Below are 18,853 nucleotides of genomic sequence, written 5' to 3'. Positions count from 1 at the left end.
TGGTTCGGCGGCGAAATCGTCGTGGTAAGAGGAATCGAACTCGTTCTGCTTCTATAGAGTGCGTCGCGCTCTCGCTGGTCCAGCTCAATCCCCGATCGGGGAATACACCCCCGTCACCGGCCGCTCTGCTCCCCCGCATGAAACCGCAGGGGTGCCCTCCACCCGGATCGCGGCTCCCCCTTTGACGATCATGACGGTGATCGCGCGACCATCGGCGGTCGTCCCCGAGAGCCGCTGAGAATTCTTGACCGAAGTTACATCGAGCCTGCACAGGACCTTGTTCGCATCCATCCGATCGGCGACCACCCACCCAATTGCGTATCCTGAGCGGCCGGGGGAGATGGTAATCCAGCATTGGACGTCTTGTCCGCAATCTCCGGCCCATTCCCCAGCCCAACGATCCCGTGCCGTCGCAGACGTCGCTGCCAGCGCGAGGCTTCCGATGATCATGATCGTCCGCATTGTCTCAGCCCCTGTTCCAGGACGAGACTGCCCCGGAGGCGAATTCTCGCGCAAGCCGTTGACGTAGAGCGACGGCGACTGTACCCGTTGCGATACCCGTGCGCGGCATGTGGCACATCTATATCAATGGCTTAGCGGGTTTTAGGGAGACAATCCCTCTCTCTCCGCCAGCTCCGCCGATTTCCCTTTGTGGCCCGATATTTCCGCCGATCGCCGCATACCACTATGCGGTAAAGAGAACCGTCGATTCCACGCTTCAGACCGATATGGTGGCATCGAATGCTGGGACTGAAGATCCAGCGCGGATGAGCCGCTGGTTGATCGATGCTCTGTCAGGCACGTGGTAGCACCCCCAGAAGCGTCGAGGTGAAGGACGCCCGCAGCGCCTCACGCAGTTCCATGTGCAGGACGCCAAGGGCAGGCTCTTCCGCATACGCGGCGAGGAGGCTGGGTGGCGGCGGAACGTAGGCCGACATAGCGCCCGCCGAGAGAAGCCCCATCAGGCAGAACAGTTGCGCGCCGTCACCTATTTCGGGGAGATATTGCCGCACGAGTCCGGTCATGGTCGCGAGCCTGCCGAGCGAGGACCGCTTGTGCCGCTTGATCGCCTCGATCGAAACATTGTGCTCCAGGACGCCGCCCTGCGCGCCGAAGAGGTCGCACAGCACCGGCCGGTCCGCCAGCGAGGAACTGAGGATCTCGGCCAGCCGAGCGGATCGTGTTTCCGGCGCCGCCTGCGCGTCGATGCCTCCGGCCAGTTCGGCCGCCAGATCGACGAGCCAGCGGCCAAGGAAATCGTCCAGCAGTTCGAGCAGCACCGCCTCGCGCGATTCGAAATAGCGCAGGACGTTCGACTTGGCCAAGCCCACCCTGCGGCTGAGTTCGTTGAGGCTCAGCTCGGCCAAAGGCATCTCGTCGAGCATCCCCGCCGCCGTATCCAGGATGACCCTGCGTCGAGCCTCCCGCTGCTCCTCGTTTCGCGCCCGCTGAAAAGTCAAACCTTCGCCCTCAATTAAAGACCGTCGGTCTCTTGACATAAGACCGGCGGTCTTTAAATTCCATTATTACAGACCGCCGGTTCTATAGGAGTGCGTCATGAGTAGCAATTGGACCGAGCAGAACATCCCCGGCCAGCACGGTCGGGTCGCGATCGTCACCGGCGGCAACATTGGGCTGGGTTTTGAGACGGCACGGATGCTTGCCGCGCATGGAGCGAAAGTGGTTCTCGCGGTCCGCGATGTCGGGAAAGGCAAGCAGGCAGCCGCTCGCATCGCCGGTGACGTTGCGGTCCAGGCGCTCGACCTGACCTCGCTCAATTCGATCCGGTCGGCGGCGGCCGACCTGCGGGCCGCCTATCCGCGCATCGATCTTCTGATCAACAACGCCGGCGTGATGTACACTTCGAAGCAGACCACCTCGGACGGTTTCGAACTGCAGTTCGGCACCAACCACCTCGGCCACTTCGCGCTAACAGGTCTCCTGATCGACCGCCTCCTGCCCGTTCCCGGCTCCCGCGTCGTGACAGTCAGCAGCACCGGCCATCGTATTCAGGCCGCCATCCATTTCGACGACCTGCAATGGCAGCGTTCGTACAGCCGCGCTGGCGCCTATGGCCAGTCCAAACTGGCCAACCTGATGTTCACCTATGAATTGCAGCGCCGCCTCGCCCCGCATGGCACCACGATCGCGGTGGCGGCCCATCCCGGAGTGTCCAACACGGAACTCGTCCGAAATCTGCCAGCCGCGTTTCGTGGCCCCATCCGCTGGCTGGCACCGCTGCTTACCCAAAAGCCCGAAATGGGTGCCTTGCCGACGCTGCGGGCCGCTACCGATCCGGCCGTCCTCGGGGGGCAATATTACGGCCCCGGCGGGTGGGGTGAAGTCCGCGGATATCCGAAGCTGGTCACCTCCAGCTCCGACTCCTACGACCCGGCCGTCCAGCGGCGCCTGTGGACCCTCTCCGAAGAACTGACCGGAGTGACATTTCCGGTGAGGTGAAGCGGCGTAGAACACCGCCATTTGTCCGATATGGCCGCCCCTTCTTCATTTCTGCTGCCGAAACCCGCGGATTTCCGCAAAATGCGAAAGATCTGCTTATCTGTCAGATAATTATGACGATCTCATAGTTCTCATCTTCGTCGGCCTCCGCTCGCCAGCTTCTTTATTAAAGAATTGATTTAAAAAGAAAAAACTAAACGAGCTGCAAGTGCATCACATTCCAAATGTGCTGGATCTGAGCCGCGCGCACGCGCGATGCCGGACGGCACGGTGCCCTATGTGCTGAATTGCGGAGCCCCGGCCGCCAGCCTGTCCACGCCCGTGCTCGAAACGGAGATTGCGCCCCAGCTCGCGAACCTCGCGCGGTCGCTTCAGAAGTCCCTCGGCCCGCAAGCGGATCCGCCCTTCGGTTCGCGGGGAGGTTCAATGACGAGCGGGGTGCGGGGGCTGGTGGGGCGGGTTTCGGGAGTGATATAATTTAATCTATAGATATGATTGACGTTTAAATTCCCTTGGGTAATCCTGCGCGTCCAAGGCCCGAAGAAGCGGGCCATGCGAAGGAAATTCCCATGTCGATCTCTCGCTCATGGGCGGGGGCGCTGGTTGCAGGCGCCCTTGCCTTGTTCCTGCCCGTCGCCGCGCTGGCGCAACAGGGGCCGTTGGTGGATGCGGAGTGGCTCTCGAAGAACCTCGACAATCCGAAGGTCCGGGTGTTCGAGGTCAGCGTCGATCCCGGCGTCTATGAGCGCGGCCATATTCCCGGTGCCGTGAACATCAACTGGCATACCGATCTCGTGGACACCGTGCGGCGCGACATCGCCTCTTCCGCGAAGTTCCAGGACCTGCTCCAGAAGGCGGGCGTCACCAAGGACACCACCATCGTCCTCTACGGCGACAACAATAATTGGTTCGCGGCCTGGGGCGCCTGGGTCTTCAACATCTATGGCCTCGGCGATCAGGTGAAGCTGCTGGATGGTGGACGCAAATACTGGGAGAAGCTGGGCCTGCCGCTGGACACCAAGGTTCCGGCCTATGCCCGCTCCGACCTGACCGTTTCGGCGGCGAACCCGCAACTGCGCGCGCGGCTGGCGGACGTGCTGGAAGTGGTCGATGGCAAGAAGAATGCGGTCATCGTGGACATCCGCTCGCCCGATGAATTCTCCGGCAAGCTGTTCGCCCCGGAAGGTTCGCGTGAGCTGTCGATCCGCGCCGGCCACGTCCCGGGCGCGAAGAATGTCACCTGGTCGAAGGCGGTTGATCCTGAGACCGGCAAGTTCAAGTCCAAGGAGGAGCTGAAGAAGCTCTATGCGGACGCGGGCGTGGATGGCTCCAAGCCGGTCATCGTCTATTGCCGCATCGGCGAGCGCTCCAGCCACACCTGGTTCGCGCTCTCCCGCATCCTGGGGTACGAGGTGCGCAATTACGATGGGTCCTGGACCGAGTACGGAAACGCGGTGGGCGTCCCCATCGCCAACGTGGCCGGAACGGTCTGGCAGGGCAAATAGCTCCGCCTCACATCCTCATTCCATCATTCCGCGATGGACGGCGGCGCCTCGGTGGCCGCCGTCTTTCCGTTCCAGGCATCCCCATGGCTCGCTCCGCCTCCCTCCTCACCGCCGGCATCGTCGCCGGCGCGATCCTGCTCGGGATTCTGCACCTCGCCGCAGGCGATGCCGCTTCCAGGTCGCTCAGCCTCTCCCTTGCGCTGGGTGCGGTGTTCGGCGTGGTGCTCCAGCGGGCGCGCTTCTGCTTCTTCTGCCATACGCGGGATCTGGTTGAAGGCGGCGATCCGCGCGGCGTGCTGTCCATCCTCATTGCTCTCGCCGTGGGGGCGGCAGGCTATGTGCTGGTGGTCGGGGCGTGGTTGCCCGTGCCGCTGCCCGGTCGCCTGCCTCCCGATGCCCATATCGGCCCGGTGAGTGTGGTGCTGGCCGGCGCCGCCTTCGCATTCGGCCTCGGCATGGCCATATCGGGCTCGTGCATCTCCGCCCACCTCTATCGGCTGGGAGAGGGCTCGCCCACATCCCCGTTCGCGCTCATCGGCACCATCGCCGGCTTCGTCCTGGGCTTTCTCACCTGGAATACGCTCTATCTGGCGGTCATCTCGAACGCGCCGGTGGTCTGGCTGCCGCATCATCTCGGCTATGCCGGCACATTGGGCGCGACCTTCCTGGTCCTTGCCCTTCTGGCGGCGCTGGCCCTGCGCTTCTCACGGGGGACTGCCGAGCCCGTCACGTCCCGCCCCCTCGACCTGCGCAGCGTCGCCCATGCGCTGTTCGTGGCGCGCTGGCCCGCCGCAATCGGCGGCATTGCGGTCGGCGTGCTGTCCGCGGCCAGCTATCTGCGGGTGGGGCCCCTCGGCGTCACCGCCGAGATTGGAAGCCTGGCGCGCACCGCCGCCAACGCGGCCGGCTGGCTTCCTGATACGCTCCATGGACTGGACACGTTCCGCGGTTGCGCCACGGCGATACAGACCGCTCTCCTCTCCGAGAACGGCGTTTTCATCACCGGGCTTGTGGGGGCGAGCTTCGTCGCGGCACTGCTGGCCGGGCAATTCGCGCCCAGGCGCCCCACCGGGAAGGATGTCGTGGCCGGCCTTGCGGGTGGCCTGCTCATGGGGTGGGGCGCCATGACGGCGCTTGGCTGCACCGTGGGCGTGCTGCTGTCCGGCATCCATGCCGGCGCCCTGTCCGGATGGGTCTTTCTCTTTGCAAGCGGCGCCGGCCTGTTGGCCGGTCTGCCGCTGCGTCGGCGACTTGCGTCCGCGTAAAGGGGCCTTGTCGAATTCAAGCAGCTACGTATTTCATAACTTAATCTTGAAACGCTGGAGCGTTTCCGAGCGAAGTGTGAAGCGGTTCGCGTGAAGGAAACGCGGTAAAACAAAAAGAGTGAGCGTTTCCGAGCGAAGTGTGAAGCGGTTCGCGTGAAGGAAATGCGGTAAAACAAAGAGAGTGAGCGTCTCAGCGTTTCCATGAAAGGCTGAGACGCTCTCGCGGTACATTCCCGTGATCGCTCCGCCGCCCGCGCTGACCCATTGCGGGCACTGCCGAGGTCAGGTTCTGGTAGTGTCCATCTCCAACGGCCACTGCGGTGTTCGATCGTTCCCACAGCGTGCCGTATCGGCACGAACATGCAGAGGCGAGCATCGAAGGCAGGATCACTCGGGATAGGTATCGCCGCCGTCCCGCGTCGCCTTCTGGAAAAGGATGAAGGCGAGGGGATTGCCGGGCTCGGCCATGGCGTCGCTGCGCTGGCCCGCGACTTCTCCGGCGACGCTGCTTGTGTATTCCGCCACCACTTCCCCGAAGCTGTTGCGCTGGACGGCCACCTTCTGCCCGGCTGTCACCTTGTCATTGAGCTTCACCAGATGCTCCACAAGGCCGCCTTGGGTCGCAAGGATCGGGATGGCGCTGTTGCCGACGAAGACGTTCACGTCCTTGCCCGTCCGGCCCATGGGCCCGGGAAGGATGCCATGGTGCTTGATGACGTTCAGCGTGCCCTCCACGAACAGTGCGCTCATCTCGCGATCCACGACGCGCGCCGCGCCGATCTCCGGGGTGAAGGCGGGGATGCCCACATCGATCAAGGCATTGTGGAGGACGCCGGGATAGACGTGATTGTCGAAGATCTGGCCCACGGGGTAGAGCTCCACCATCGCCTTGATCTCGGGCACATCCATGCCGCCGATGTTGAAGGCCGTGACGTCGAAGCCGGTCGTCCCGGTGTGGAAGTCGATGGCGGCGTCGGCATTCGGCCGCAGCAGGCGGTTGAACAGGAGCCCCGCATGGCGGCTGGGGGCGGTGAGGCCGTTTTCGTTCCCCGGCCACTCCCTGTTCATGTCGATGAGATCCGCGCCCCTGCCCGAATTGGGCCATCGGCGCTGCATGCCTTCCAAGGCCGGGCGGGACACGTCCGTGACCGCCATCACGGTGCCCGACATCTGCGCGGGGTCGAGCTGGTTCATCACGCTCTGGACCGTGTGCACCGAACTCATCTCGTCGCCATGCACGCCGCTGACGAGGACGACGCGCTTGCCCGGCTTTGCGCCCTTCGCGACCACCACCGACACATACCAAGTTTGGCCGGTGGGCATCTGGACGCCCTGGAAATAGAGAAGGTGCTTCTTGCCGGGCTCCAGGTCATCCACGTTGAGCGCGCTGACCACCTTCTTCCCGTCGATCACGTCACCGGTGAAGACCGTTCCCCCGGGTTTCCCGGGCGTGGGGCCGGCAGGGGAGGCAGCCGGTCCTTGCGCGTTCGCGCGGTCGGCATCGGCGACCAGAGCCGCCGATGCGCCAATGACGGCAATGGATGAGACGAGGAAGTCGCGGCGGCCCATATGATCTTCTGTTTCAGAAGACATTTCGCACGCTCTCCCTTTTCTCAGGCCACGTCTCTCGGGCTACGTCTCTCTGGCAACGTCACAACGAGCGTGACGTTCGCGGCATCAATTTGTCGCGAAGCAATAAAGCAGGCCGGCGCCGCCGGTGCCCTTCAAGGCATCCTGGCTGCAGCCGCCCCGCGAGAGGTGGGACGAGTTCCAGGACTTCGCCGCCGCAGAATCATCGAGGCCCGTGCGGTCATGGTGGCCCACCATCACGGCACCGTCCGTGCCGCTCTTGGTATAGTTGCCGCAGGTCCGGTCCTCGCCCGGGCCGAAGGCCGTGCCGTCGGGCTGCGAGCCTGTCAGGATATCGTGCGTGTTCGGCGTGTCACCACGACCGTTCACGACCTGGCCCTTCTCATTGAGCGCGGTCTGCTTGGTGAGATTGGAGGAGGCGCTGTGCAGGTCGGCGACGCTGGTGGCGATGACCACGCCCTTGGCATCACGCCACGGTCCGGGGCCGATGCGATCGCGGGCATTCACGGCCGCCGCCCCGCCCGCAGCCTGCGTCGAGAGATAGGCGCGCCAGGTCTTGCCGCCCACACCCGCGGCCTGCGCGAGGCGCTGGCAGATGGCATCCGCCCCTTCGAGGCCGCCAAGGTCCGCCCCTTTGCCCGATCCCGCGCTGGACACGAAGAATGTCATGTCCGCGGTCTGGGCGTGAGCAGCCCCGGCGGTAAGCGTCAGAAGGCAAGCGGCGGCGAAAGTTTTCACGTATTTCGCGGGCATGAAGTCCTCCTTGGGTTTGCATTCTTCGATGCATTCCGGGCTGGCGGTTCTCTCGGAGCGTGCCGGACGCTTCGTCACCCTAGCACGCCCTTCGCGCGGTGAGGCACCGCCCCCCGCTGTTGTGATCGCGCGATGACCGGGGGCAATGCGGCGGACCTTTCGGCTCATTCGGCCATGGATTGGCCCAGGCCGATCAGCCGGGTTCGCAAGCGGCCTGTCGCGAAATCGAGGAAAACCCGCATCTTCAGCGGGAGAGCCCCGCGCGCGGCATGAAGTAGGCTGACGGGCGCCGGGTCGAGCTGGAAGTCACGCAGGATCGGCAGGAGATCTCCCTGCCGCAGCGCGTCCGCGCATTGGTAGAGGAACAGCCGCGTCGCGCCGATGCCCTGCATGGCGGCCCAGACGGCGGCCGCGGCCGTGGTCACGCTCAGGCGCGGCGTGATGGGTATCTCGACGGTTCCGGATCCATCACCGCGCGTGAAGGTCCAGATCGCTCTTGGAGCGAACGCGTCAAACGTCACGCACGGAAAGGCCGCGAGGTCGTCAGGCAGCTTCGGTGTGCCGCGTGTGGCCAGGAGCGTGGGGCTCGCGCACACCACGGTCGGCATCGCGCCGACACGGGTCGCGACCATGCTGCTGTCGGGCAAGGTCCCGATCCGCACGGCCATGTCCACATGGTCTTCGATCAGATGAAGGTTGCGATCCGACAGCAGGAGCCGGACCGAGATCTCTGGATAGGTCGCCAGGAATTCGGTCACGATGGGCAGGACGTGCAATTGGCCGAACAGGATGGGCGCCGTGATCACCAGTTCGCCGCGCGGGGCTTCAAATTCGCCCGACGCGACACGCTCCGCATGGTCGATCTCCCGCAGGATGCGCCGGGCCGCGCCCACATAGGTGGCGCCCGCATCGGTCAGCGCCAGTTTCCGTGTGCTGCGCACGAGCAACTGCGTGCCGAGATGGGTTTCAAGCTCCCGCAGCTTTCGGCTCACCGTCGGCAAGGGCATGTTGAGCGCCTTGGCCGCCGCCGTGAAGCTGCCCTTCTCCACGGTGAGGAGCAGGATCGACATGGCCTCCAGGCGGTCCATTTTATTCCAAATTCTGGAAGAGTATCTCTCACTCTTATCGGATTATCTCGATAGGCGGAATGCTCTATCTATGCACCAACGGGTTCATTTGCGGGTGTGAAGGGGAGAAGGCCATGTCCTACGGATTTCTGGATATCGCCGTGACGCCGAGTGTGCGCGCCGCACAGGCGGAGATGGGCGCGAGCCACCTCTGGGAGGATTTCCAGGGACATCGCGCGTTCGACCGCTTCACGCCCAATGAGGCCGCCTTCATCGCGCAGCGCGACAGCTTCTACATGGCGACGGTGTCCGAGACCGGCTGGCCTTATGTCCAGCATCGCGGCGGTGCGCCCGGCTTCGTGAAGCTCATGGACGAGACCACGATCGCCTTCGCCGATTATCGCGGCAACCGGCAATATATCAGCCTGGGCAATCTGCGCGCCGACGACCGTGTCTCCATGATCCTGATGGACTATCCGCGCCGGGCCCGGCTCAAGATCTATGGGCATATCGAAGTGGTGCCGGTGGATGCGGATCCGGCGCTGACGGAGCGCGTCATCGATCCCAAGGCGAAGGCAAGGCCCGATCGGATTTTCAAGGTCCGGCTCGAGGCGTTCGACTGGAACTGCCCGCAACACATCACGCCGCGCTTCACGGAGGATGAGATCGCCCGTGCCGTTCTGCCCCTTCGCGAGCATCTGGCGGAACTCGAAACGGAAAATGCAGCCCTCAAGGCGGCGCTCGCGGCGCGAGACTGAGCCACGGGAGTGAAAGCGGCTTCAATGCGTTGCATCCGGGTTGCAGGCCGTCAGTCCGGAAGCGGGGCCTCGTCGTTAATCGCGTGCAGCATATTGATGAACACGCGCATCATTGCTCCTTCCCATCGCCCGCCTGCGGTTCGTTGATTAGACTGAACTCTGGGGGCTACAGTAAGAAATCGAAATCGTATGTGTTTCTTTTTTCACAGAAAAACTTTTAATATCGTTGAGAAAACTAAAAAATATAAGTTTTGAAGAGCATAAAGTACAAGAAAAAGACTTCCATTTTCATAGGCTCAGAAAAAGAGGTAGCCGGCTGATCTCTTCTCCTGAGCGGAATATGTTTCAGGAATGCAAGGCGTATTTTGAATGCACTGGTGGCGATTGCACGGCAAAGCTGCCGATGCGGTTGACGAATTAGAATAACTTGAGCCATCCTCAGCAGTGAACGCTCGCCGGATTGTTACTGCGCAGGGCCGCAGGGGTGCCGAGCGATTCGTGGGGGCTGGTGCATGGTGAATGATCTCGTCGTGGATCTGTCGCGGCTGCAATTCGCATCGACAGCGCTCTACCACTTCCTGTTCGTGCCGCTCACGCTCGGCCTCACCGTTCTCCTGGCGGTGATGGAGACGGTGTATGTGACCACGGGCCGGGAGATCTACCGGCAGATGACGCAGTTCTGGACCAAGCTGCTGCTCATCAATTTCGCCCTGGGCGTGGCCACCGGCCTCACCATGGAATTCCAGTTCGGCACGAACTGGTCCTACTATTCCAGCTTCGTGGGTGACACGTTCGGCGCGCCGCTGGCCATCGAGGGCCTGATGGCCTTCTTCATGGAATCCACCTTCATCGGCCTGATGGTGTTCGGCTGGGATCGCCTCACCAAGGCGCAGCATCTCATCGTCACCTATCTCGTGGCCTTGGGCTCGAATTTCTCCGCGCTGTGGATCCTGGTCGCCAACTCGTTCATGCAGCATCCGCAGGGCGCCGAATTCAACCCGGTGACCATGCGCATGGAGCTGACGAGCTTCGCCGACCTGTTCTTCAACCCGGACGCCCAGGCGAAGTTCGTGCACACAGTGCTGGCCGGCTATGTCACGGCCGCTATCTTCGTCTGCAGTGTCAGCGCCTGGTATCTTCTGCAGAGGCGCCACATCGATTTCGCGCGCCGCTCGTTCCGGGTGGCGGCGGTGTTCGGCGTGCTGGGCAGCGCGGGCGTGCTCACCCTCGGTGACGCGCTCGGCTATGTGGGCGCCCATGTGCAGCCCACGAAGCTGGCCGCCATGGAGGCGCTCTGGAAGAGCGAGCCGGCGCCCATGTCGTTCACCGCCATCGCCCTGCCGAACCAGGCGGAGCAGCGCAACGACTTCGCCATCACCGTCCCGGCCCTGCTCTCGCTCTTGGTCACGCACTCCTGGTCGGGCACCGTCCCGGCCATCGACGAACTGGAGGGGAGGGCGCGCGAGCGGGTGCGCAACGGCATTCCCGCGGTCCAGGCCATGGAGAAGCTGAGCGCCAACCCGCAGGACGCAGCGGCACTGGCGCAGTTCAAGGCGCACGGCGCCGATGTGGGATACGGCTTCCTGGTGCAGCGTTACGCGCCCGGCGGCGATCTCACCAAGGTGACCGATGCCGACATCGCGCAGGCGGCACGCGACGCCATCCCGGAAGTCTGGATCGTCTTCTGGTCATTCCGCCTGATGGTGGGGTTCGGCCTCCTGATGCTGGCCTACATGGTGCTCGCCACCATGATGTCGCTGGCCAACAAGGTGGAGACGCAGCGCTGGTTCCAGTGGGCCTCGGTGCTCATGATCCCCGTGCCGTTCCTCGCCTGCGAGATGGGGTGGCTTGTGGCGGAGGTGGGGCGGCAGCCCTGGTCGGTCTACGAGATGCTGCCCACCTGGCTCTCGGCCTCCACCCACTCGGTGTCCTACATGGTGTTCTCGATCAGCGGGTTCGTGCTGCTCTACACCATCTTCGCCATCGTCGAGATTTTCCTGATGCTGCACTTCATCAAGAAGGGCCCCGAAGCCCACGGGCATGCGGGCGCGGCCAAGCTGGCGGGGGCCTACTGAGATGGAAGGTTTCTTCGCACTGGAGGCCTACGCCCTCCTGAAGGTCCTGTGGTGGGTGCTGCTGGGCGTGCTGCTGACCGGCATAGGCGTGATGGTGGGCATGGACATGGGCGTGGGCACCATCCTGCGCTATGTGGGCCGCACGGACGTGGAGCGCCGGGTGGCCATCAACGTCATCGGCCCCCACTGGGACGGCAACCAGGTGTGGTTCATCCTCGGCGGCGGCGCCATCTTCGCCGCCTGGCCGCTCGTCTATGCCACTGCCTTTTCCGGCTTCTACATCGTCATGCTGGTGCTGCTCTGGAGCATGATCGTGCGGCCGCTCGGCTTCGAGTACCGCAGCAAGATGCCGTCCGAGCGCTGGCGCAATGTGTGGGACGCGACGCTCTTCATCAGCGGCTGCATCCCCATGGTGGTGTTCGGCGCCGCCGTCGGCAATGTGATCCTGGGCGTGCCGTTCAATTTCGATTGGCGCCTCACCTCCTACTATACCGGCAGCTTCATCAGCCTGTTCAATCCCTTCGCCGTCCTGTGCGGGGTGATGTCCCTGTCGCTCGCCATCTATATGGGCGGCACGCGCCTTGCGGCTGCGGCTTCGGCGCCGGTCAGCGACCGGGCCCGCACCGCCGCCGTGGTCTTCGCCCTCGTGGCCGTGGTCGTCTTCTCCGGCTGCGGCTTCTGGGTGGCGACGATGGACGGGTTCAAGCTGGTGAGCGGGCCGGCCGCCGCCGCCGCGCAGACCCCTCTGCACCAGCAGGTGGTTCGCGAGGCCGGCGCGCTGCTCGCCAACTATGCCAAGTATCCCGCCCTCTGGACCTTCCCGGCGCTCACCTATGCCGGTCTCATCCTCGGCGTGCTGTCCCTGGCCGCCAACCGGCCGGCATTGGCCTGGTGGCTTGGGGCGCTGGCCTGGATCGGCGTCATGGGAACCGTGGGCGCGGCCATGTTCCCCTTCATGATGCCGTCCATCACCAACCCCTCGCATAGCCTGACGGTCTGGAATTCCGGTTCCAGCCTCAGGACCCTGGGTTGGATGACGGGCTGGACCCTCGTCTTCATGCCGCTGATCGTCTGGTACACTAGCTGGGCGTTCTGGGTCATGCGGGGCAAGGTCGATGTCAAGGACGTCGCGGCGTCCGAACACGCGCTTTGAGGGGATCGCCCATGTTCATGCAATATATCATCGCCATGGGGATCTCGGTCATCGCCATCGTGATCGCGGTGATCCTGGGGGATTACGGTCCCTGGTATCTCTCCTGGGTGCTCGGCACAGGCTTCATGATCCTGGTGGCGGTTTCCGCCGGCGTCCTGTTCGAGGCGCAGGAGGAGGCCAAGGCCGGCGGCGGCAACGCCTCCGCGCCCGCGGGGGATGTGGTCCACATCGTCGCCGGCTCTGCCAAGGGCGACGGCGCAAAGAGGCTCTGAGCCCTCGCGCCGGTCCATCTTCGTGATCCGCCCGCTCTTCCTCCTCCCTTCTCGCCCCTTGCCTGACCATGGGTAAGGGGAGCGAGGCCGCATCGTCCGCGCAGGCGGCCCGTGTCGAGCCATGGTTGCGCGGTGAAGCCAAGGCGGCCGGCGGGCCGCTGCTGCGCCGGGCCATGGCGCTCGGCGCCCTCTCCGCCGCGCTCGTGGTGCCCCAGGCCTGGCTCATCGCCGCCGCCATCGCGCCGGTGGTGATGGGGCAAGGCGGGGTGGAGGCCGCGTGGCCCTGGCTCCTGCCGGTTCTGCCCCTGCTCCTGCTGCGCTTCGCGCTCACCCACGGTGCCGACCGCGCGGCGCTGGCCGCCGCCGCCCGCCTCAAGGCCCGGGTGCGGACACAACTGCTGCGCCATGTGGAGGCGGTGGCCCCCGCGCGCCGGGCGTCCGCCTCCGGCGATCTCGCGACCATCGTCATCGAGGGCGTGGACGGGCTGGAGCCCTATGTCTCCCGCTTCCTCAGCCATATGGGCATTCTCGCCACGCTGCCTCTGGTGATCCTGGCCGTGGTGTTGCCGCGCGATTGGATTTCCGGCCTCGTGCTCCTGGCCACCGCCCCTGTCATCCCGCTCTTCATGATCATCCTCGGCCAGAAGGCGGAAGGGATGAACCGGCGGCAATGGCAGAGCCTCACGCGGCTTTCCGGCCGGCTTCTCGATGCGCTCCAGCGCCTTGTCACGCTCAAGGCGTTGAATGCGGAAGTGCGGGAAACCGAGATCCTGGCCGCCGCATCGGAGGATTACCGGCGCTCCACCATGCAGGTGCTGCGCGTGGCCTTCCTCTCCGCGCTGGCGCTGGAATTCTTCGCCACCGTTGGCATCGCGGTGGTGGCCGTGCTCATCGGCTTCCGTCTCCTGGACGGGATGCTCGCTTTCGAGACGGGCTTCTTCGTGCTGCTGCTGGCGCCCGAATTCTACGCGCCGCTGCGCCAGCTCGGCGTGGACTATCATGCCCGCATGGAAGCGCTGGCGGCGGGCGAGCGCATCCTCGGCCTGCTGCGCGAGAAGGCTCCCGCTCCCGGCGCCGCGCGCCCCGCCTTCGGCCCCCGCATCGTCGTGCGGTGCGAGGCGGTGGGTTATGCCTGGGAGGATGGGCGGCCGGCCGTGGATGGGGTCTCATTTGACCTGAAGCCGGGCGAGATCACGGCCCTGGTGGGCGCGAGCGGGGCGGGCAAGAGCACGTTGCTGAGCCTGCTCCTCGGCTTCCTCACCCCCCAGTCCGGGCGCATCCTGGTGGACGGTCACGATCTGCGGGCCCTCGATCCGGCCCATTTCATGGGGGCCGTCGCCTATGTGCCGCAACGGCCGCACATGTTCGCGGGCAGCGTGCTGGACAATATCCGGCTGGGTGATCCCACCGCCGATCTTGAAATGGTGCGTGCCGCCGCGCGCCACGCCTCGGCGGACGCTTTCATCGCGGCTCTCCCGAAAGGGTATGACACGCCGCTGGGTGAGCATGGCCAGACCCTTTCGGGCGGGCAGGTGCAGCGCATCGCTCTCGCCCGCTCCTTTCTCAAGCAGGATGCCCGCCTCCTCATCATGGACGAAGGCACGGCGGGCCTCGACCGCGCGACCGAGGCGGCGGTGAGCGCGGCCGTCCGCGACCTCGCCCGCGAACGCACGACGCTGGTGGTGGCCCATCGCCTCGCCACGGTGGAGCGTGCGGACCGCATCCTCTTCATGGATCACGGGCGCATCGTGGAGGCGGGGGCTCGTGCGCAGCTCATGGCGGATGGCGCGCGCTTCTCCGCCCTGCTGCGCGATGCGGGGCTTGCGCCATGAAGGGGGACTTCGCCCTCCTCGGCCGGCTATTGGGCCTCGCGGGCGCGCAGCGCGGCTGGATGCTGCTCGCCGGGCTCGCCGCCTGCGTCACCATTCTCGCCAGCTTCGGCCTCATGGCGGTGGCGGGCTGGTTCATCGCCTCCATGGCCATCGCCGGTGTCACCACCGGGATGATGAACTATTTCCTGCCTGCGGCGGGGATCCGGTTCTTCGCCATCCTGCGGACCGGCGGGCGCTATCTGGATCGTATCCTGAGCCATGAAGCGGTCTTCCGCGTCGTGGCGCATCTGCGGCTCTGGCTGTTCCGCCGCCTCATCCCCCTCTCGCCGGGCCAGCTTCAGGACCGCCGGGGCGCCGATCTCGCCTCCAGCCTCCAGGCGGATATCGACACCCTCCAGCACGCATTCCTGCGGCTGGGGACGCCGCTCGCCGTGTCCCTCGTCTGCGCGGTGGCGATCATCGCCGTCCTGTCGCTCCTGCATCCACCTGCGGCCGTGGTGGTGGCGGGCCTGCTGCTGTGCGCGGGCGGGCTCGTGCCGGCGCTCACACGCCGGGCCGCCGCCCGGCCGAGCGCGGAAACGGTGCATTTGCGCGCCGAATTACGGGTGGCCCTGGTGGATCTCGTCCAGGGCGCGCCGGACCTGCGGGCGGCGGGCGCCGGCGGGCGCCAGCTTGCGGCCATCGACGGGATCAGCGGGCGCCTGCTGGAAGCCCAGCGGCGCGCTGCTGCCTATGGTGCTTTGGCGGAGGCGGCCTTCGGCCTGTGCGCGTCCCTCGCTTTGTGGGGCGTCGCCGTCCTGGCCATCGCCGGCGTGACGGCGGGCGCGCTCGCACCGGCCATGGCCCCCGCGCTCACCCTGGCGGCGCTGGCGAGCTTCGAGGCCGTCGCGACCTTGCCGGCCGCCGTGCAGCGCTGGGGCGAGGTGATGGCCGCCGCGCGCCGCATGTTCGCCCTCGCGGACACGCCGCCGGACGTGACATCCCCGGTCGCGCCTTCACCCGTCCCGGACGATTTCAGCCTGCGCTTTTCCGCCGTGCGCCTGCGGTACGGGCCGGCGGCCCCGTTCGCGCTCGACGGGCTGGACCTGCATATCCCCAGCGGGCGGCGGATCGCCATCCTCGGGCCGAGCGGGGCGGGCAAGAGTTCCATCGGGCGCCTTCTGCTGCGCTTCTGGGAGTATGACGGCGACATCCGGCTCGGCGGGCACGATCTGCGCCTGTATCGCCCGGAGGATCTGCGCGCCTTGGTGGGCGTGGCCGCGCAGGAGACCCATCTGTTCAACAGCTCCATCCGGGCCAACCTACTCATGGCGGCGCCGGAGGCCGACGAGGCGGCCATGGCGCGCGCTCTGGATGCAGCGTTGTTGTCCGATGTCGTGGCGCGCCTGCCCGATGGTCTGGACACATTCGTGGGCGAAGGCGGCACGCGGCTGTCGGCGGGCGAAGCGCGGCGGCTGGTCCTGGCCCGCGCCTTGGTGCGGGAGCCGCGCATTCTGGTGCTGGACGAGCCCACGGAAAACCTCGACGCAACAACCGCGCGTCGCCTTCTGGCCTCCCTCGCCATGGCCACCCATGGGCGCACCACGCTCCTGATCACGCACGATCCCGCCGCAGCACAAGCCTTCGCCGACGAAATCGTGCGGCTGGAGGCAGGTGTGTTGGTCACGCCGGGCTGACACCTGCGCGGGCGATGCGCGACGAGATTGAGTTCGAGCTTATGCGTTTTCCGTCCCGCTCATCGGCTGTCGCGCGCAGCGCAGCAGAGGCGGGATGTGTTCAGTCCATTCGTCACCGAGCCAACGAGGTCGTCCCATGAGCAATGAACCTGTTGAAGGCGTCGCCCCTTATTCCGGCCCGGCCGGCGGGTGGGGCGCGCTTGCCGCCGTAGCGAAGGCGGTGCGCAACGAAATGGGCACCAGCCCGGATACCCGCGCGCTGATGGAGATGAACCAGCCTGACGGCTTCGATTGCCCCGGCTGCGCGTGGCCTGATCCCAAGCACACCTCATCCTTTGAGTTCTGCGAGAACGGCGCCAAGGCCGTGACGTGGGAAGCCACCTCCAAGCGCGTGACGGCGGAGTTCCTCGCCGGCCATACCGTTTCCGAGCTGTGGACCTGGTCGGATCATGACCTGGAGAATGTCGGCCGGCTCACCGAGCCGCTGCGCTATGATCCCGCCACGGACTGTATGGTGCCGGTCTCCTGGGAGGAGGCCATCGCGGGGATCGCCGCGCAGCTGCAGGCACTTGATCATCCCGACCAGGCGGAATTCTACACGTCCGGCCGGGCCTCCAACGAGGCGGCCTTCATCTACCAGCTGTTCGCGCGGGCGTTCGGCACCAACAATTTCCCCGATTGCTCGAACATGTGCCACGAGCCCACCAGCGTGGGGCTGCCCCAGTCCATCGGCGTGGGGAAGGGCACGGTGACGCTGGAGGATTTCGATGCGGCGGACGCGGTGTTCTGCATCGGCCACAATCCGGGAACCAATCATCCCCGCATGCTGACCACGCTGCGCGAGGTTTCGCTGCGCGGCAAGCCCATCGTCGTGCTCAACCCGTTGAAGGAACGCGGCCTGGAGCGCTTCGCCCCGCCGCAGAGCCCCGTGGAGATGCTTACCCTCCAGTCCACGCCCCTCGCGTCCTCCTACCATCAGGTGAAGGTCGGCGGGGACGTGGCCGTGCTGAAGGGCATGATGAAGGCCCTTCTGGCCGCCGACACCGCCGATCTCGGCAATGGCGGTCCCGGCCTGCTGGATCGCGTGTTCATCGGCGAGCATACGGTCGGCTTTGAGGACCTCGTCGCGGATCTCAACGGCACCGAATGGACCGATATCGAGCATCGCTCCGGCCTCACGCGGGCGGCCATAGAGGGCATGGCCGAGACCTACTGGTCGGCCGAGCGCGTCATCGCCTGCTATGGCATGGGGATCACCCAGCACCGCCACGGCACCGAGAATGTCCGCCAGGTGGTCAATCTGCTCCTGCTGCGCGGAAACATGGGCAAGGAAGGCGCCGGCATTTGCCCGCTGCGCGGACATAGCAACGTGCAGGGCGACCGCACGGTCGGCATCACGGAAATCCCGGCGGAACCCTTCCTTGCGCGCCTGGACAAGGCATTCGGCATCCAGGCGCCGCGCAAGCACGGGCACAATGCGGTCCGCACGCTGGCCGCGTTGGCCGATGGATCGTCGCGCGCCTTCATCGGGCTGGGCGGCAATTTCGCCGTGGCCATGCCCGACCCGCAGGTGGCGTTCGCCGCGTTCCGTGGGATGGACCTGAATGTCCAGATCATCACCAAGCTCAATCGCTCGGCGCTGCTGACCGCCAAGCACACCTATGTCCTTCCGTGCCTCGGCCGCACCGAGCGCGACCTGCAGGGGGGTGTCGCCCAGTCGGTGACGGTCGAGGATTCCATGTCCATGGTCCACGCCTCGCGCGGACGCCTGAAGCCGGCGTCGGACCAATTGCGCTCCGAAGTGTCCATCCTCGCGGCCATCGCCCGCGCGACGCTGCCCGACAGCACCATCGATTGGGAGGGCATGGTGGCGGACTATGACCGCATCCGGGACAAGATCGAGGAGGTGTTTCCGGATTTCGCGGATTTCAACGCCCGCATCCGCACCCCCGGCGGCTTTCGCCTGCCGGTTCCGGCATCGGAGCGCAAATGGAACACGCCGGACGGCAAGGCGCATTTCCTCACCTCCTCGGCGCTCGACGAGGATGACGGGCGTGATGAAGGCACGCTCGTCTGCACCACCTTGCGCAGCCACGACCAATACAACACCACCATTTACGGCCTGAACGACCGCTATCGCGGCGTGACGGGGCGGCGGGACGTGGTGTTCATCCACCCCGATGACCTTGCCGATGCGGGGCTCGCGCATGGGGACTGCATCGACATTGTCGCGCAGGAAGACCGGGTCCTCGCCGGGGTCACGGCGGTGTCCTATCCCATCGCCCGCGGGTCGGTTGCGGCCTATTATCCCGAAGCGAACGTGCTGATTGGATATAAGGATTACGACCGCGCCAGCGGTGTTCCGAGCTACAAGTCCGTGCCTGTCCGGCTGCGCCCCGCGGCGCAGGTGGGGCAGGGCTGACACCCGTTCCCATAAGCTCGGGCTT

Annotated in this window: 14 protein-coding genes; 10 read left to right on the top strand and 4 right to left on the bottom strand. The window is 65.5% G+C overall.

Annotation, left to right across the window (positions count from 1 at the left end; translation table 11 throughout):
* Positions 1–794: 794 nt before the first annotated feature.
* Positions 795–1,499 (bottom strand): TetR/AcrR family transcriptional regulator, encoded by a 705-nt coding sequence (locus EJJ38_RS15885; RefSeq protein WP_274704740.1) that lies wholly within the window; start codon positions 1,497–1,499, stop codon positions 795–797.
* Positions 1,500–1,557: 58 nt separating this feature from the next.
* Between EJJ38_RS15885 and EJJ38_RS15880 the strand changes: the two genes are divergently transcribed.
* From EJJ38_RS15880 to EJJ38_RS15870, 3 genes are all read left to right on the top strand, one after another.
* Positions 1,558–2,460: an SDR family NAD(P)-dependent oxidoreductase gene (locus tag EJJ38_RS15880; RefSeq protein ID WP_127091131.1), complete on the top strand. Its 903-nt coding sequence runs from the start codon at positions 1,558–1,560 to the stop codon at positions 2,458–2,460.
* A gap of 569 nt (positions 2,461–3,029) precedes the next feature.
* Positions 3,030–3,965, top strand: coding sequence for a sulfurtransferase (locus EJJ38_RS15875; protein WP_127091130.1), 936 nt, complete (start codon positions 3,030–3,032; stop codon positions 3,963–3,965).
* 83 nt (positions 3,966–4,048) lie between these two features.
* Entirely contained in the window at positions 4,049–5,230 is a 1,182-nt protein-coding gene (locus EJJ38_RS15870) for a YeeE/YedE family protein (protein WP_127091129.1), read from the top strand.
* 387 nt (positions 5,231–5,617) lie between these two features.
* On the opposite strand, the gene EJJ38_RS15865 is transcribed toward EJJ38_RS15870, so the two are convergent.
* From EJJ38_RS15865 to EJJ38_RS15855, 3 genes are all read right to left on the bottom strand, one after another.
* Complete coding sequence (locus EJJ38_RS15865; protein ID WP_127091128.1) at positions 5,618–6,823, bottom strand: M14 family metallopeptidase; 1,206 nt, start codon at positions 6,821–6,823, stop codon at positions 5,618–5,620.
* An 84-nt stretch (positions 6,824–6,907) separates the two neighbouring features.
* Positions 6,908–7,573, bottom strand: a complete 666-nt coding sequence (locus EJJ38_RS15860; RefSeq protein WP_127091127.1) for a hypothetical protein — start codon at positions 7,571–7,573, stop codon at positions 6,908–6,910.
* A 164-nt stretch (positions 7,574–7,737) separates the two neighbouring features.
* Positions 7,738–8,643: a LysR family transcriptional regulator gene (locus EJJ38_RS15855; RefSeq protein ID WP_338021888.1), complete on the bottom strand. Its 906-nt coding sequence runs from the start codon at positions 8,641–8,643 to the stop codon at positions 7,738–7,740.
* Between the two features lie 131 nt (positions 8,644–8,774).
* On the opposite strand from EJJ38_RS15855, the gene EJJ38_RS15850 reads away from it, so the two are divergent.
* The 7 genes from EJJ38_RS15850 to EJJ38_RS15820 all read left to right on the top strand — a co-directional run bounded on the left by EJJ38_RS15850 (position 8,775) and on the right by EJJ38_RS15820 (position 18,828).
* The gene (locus EJJ38_RS15850) at positions 8,775–9,398 is read left to right on the top strand and encodes a pyridoxamine 5'-phosphate oxidase family protein (protein WP_127091125.1); all 624 of its coding nucleotides are present in this window, start codon (positions 8,775–8,777) and stop codon (positions 9,396–9,398) included.
* 512 nt (positions 9,399–9,910) lie between these two features.
* Positions 9,911–11,473: a cytochrome ubiquinol oxidase subunit I gene (locus tag EJJ38_RS15845; RefSeq protein ID WP_127091124.1), complete on the top strand. Its 1,563-nt coding sequence runs from the start codon at positions 9,911–9,913 to the stop codon at positions 11,471–11,473.
* 1 nt (position 11,474) lies between these two features.
* Entirely contained in the window at positions 11,475–12,626 is a 1,152-nt protein-coding gene (cydB, locus tag EJJ38_RS15840) for a cytochrome d ubiquinol oxidase subunit II (protein WP_205666194.1), read from the top strand.
* 11 nt (positions 12,627–12,637) lie between these two features.
* Positions 12,638–12,898 carry a hypothetical protein gene (locus tag EJJ38_RS15835; RefSeq protein WP_205666193.1) on the top strand — a complete coding sequence of 87 codons (261 nt, stop codon included), beginning with the start codon at positions 12,638–12,640 and terminating at the stop codon, positions 12,896–12,898.
* Between the two features lie 125 nt (positions 12,899–13,023).
* A complete protein-coding gene (gene cydD / locus EJJ38_RS15830) occupies positions 13,024–14,730 on the top strand; it encodes a thiol reductant ABC exporter subunit CydD (protein WP_205666192.1) in 1,707 nt (568 codons plus the stop codon).
* Positions 14,727–16,406 carry a thiol reductant ABC exporter subunit CydC gene (gene cydC, locus EJJ38_RS15825; RefSeq protein WP_127091122.1) on the top strand — a complete coding sequence of 560 codons (1,680 nt, stop codon included), beginning with the start codon at positions 14,727–14,729 and terminating at the stop codon, positions 16,404–16,406. The genes cydD and cydC overlap by 4 nt, the downstream gene beginning before the upstream one ends.
* Positions 16,407–16,542: 136 nt before the next feature.
* Positions 16,543–18,828, top strand: a complete 2,286-nt coding sequence (locus EJJ38_RS15820) for an FdhF/YdeP family oxidoreductase (protein WP_127091121.1) — start codon at positions 16,543–16,545, stop codon at positions 18,826–18,828.
* Positions 18,829–18,853 lie beyond the last annotated feature (25 nt).

The organism is Aquabacter cavernae, assembly GCF_003993795.1.
GTDB lineage: Bacteria > Pseudomonadota > Alphaproteobacteria > Rhizobiales > Xanthobacteraceae > Aquabacter > Aquabacter cavernae.
The sequence above is the reverse complement of the archived record's forward strand: the minus strand, read 5'-3'. Positions and strand labels throughout refer to the sequence as shown.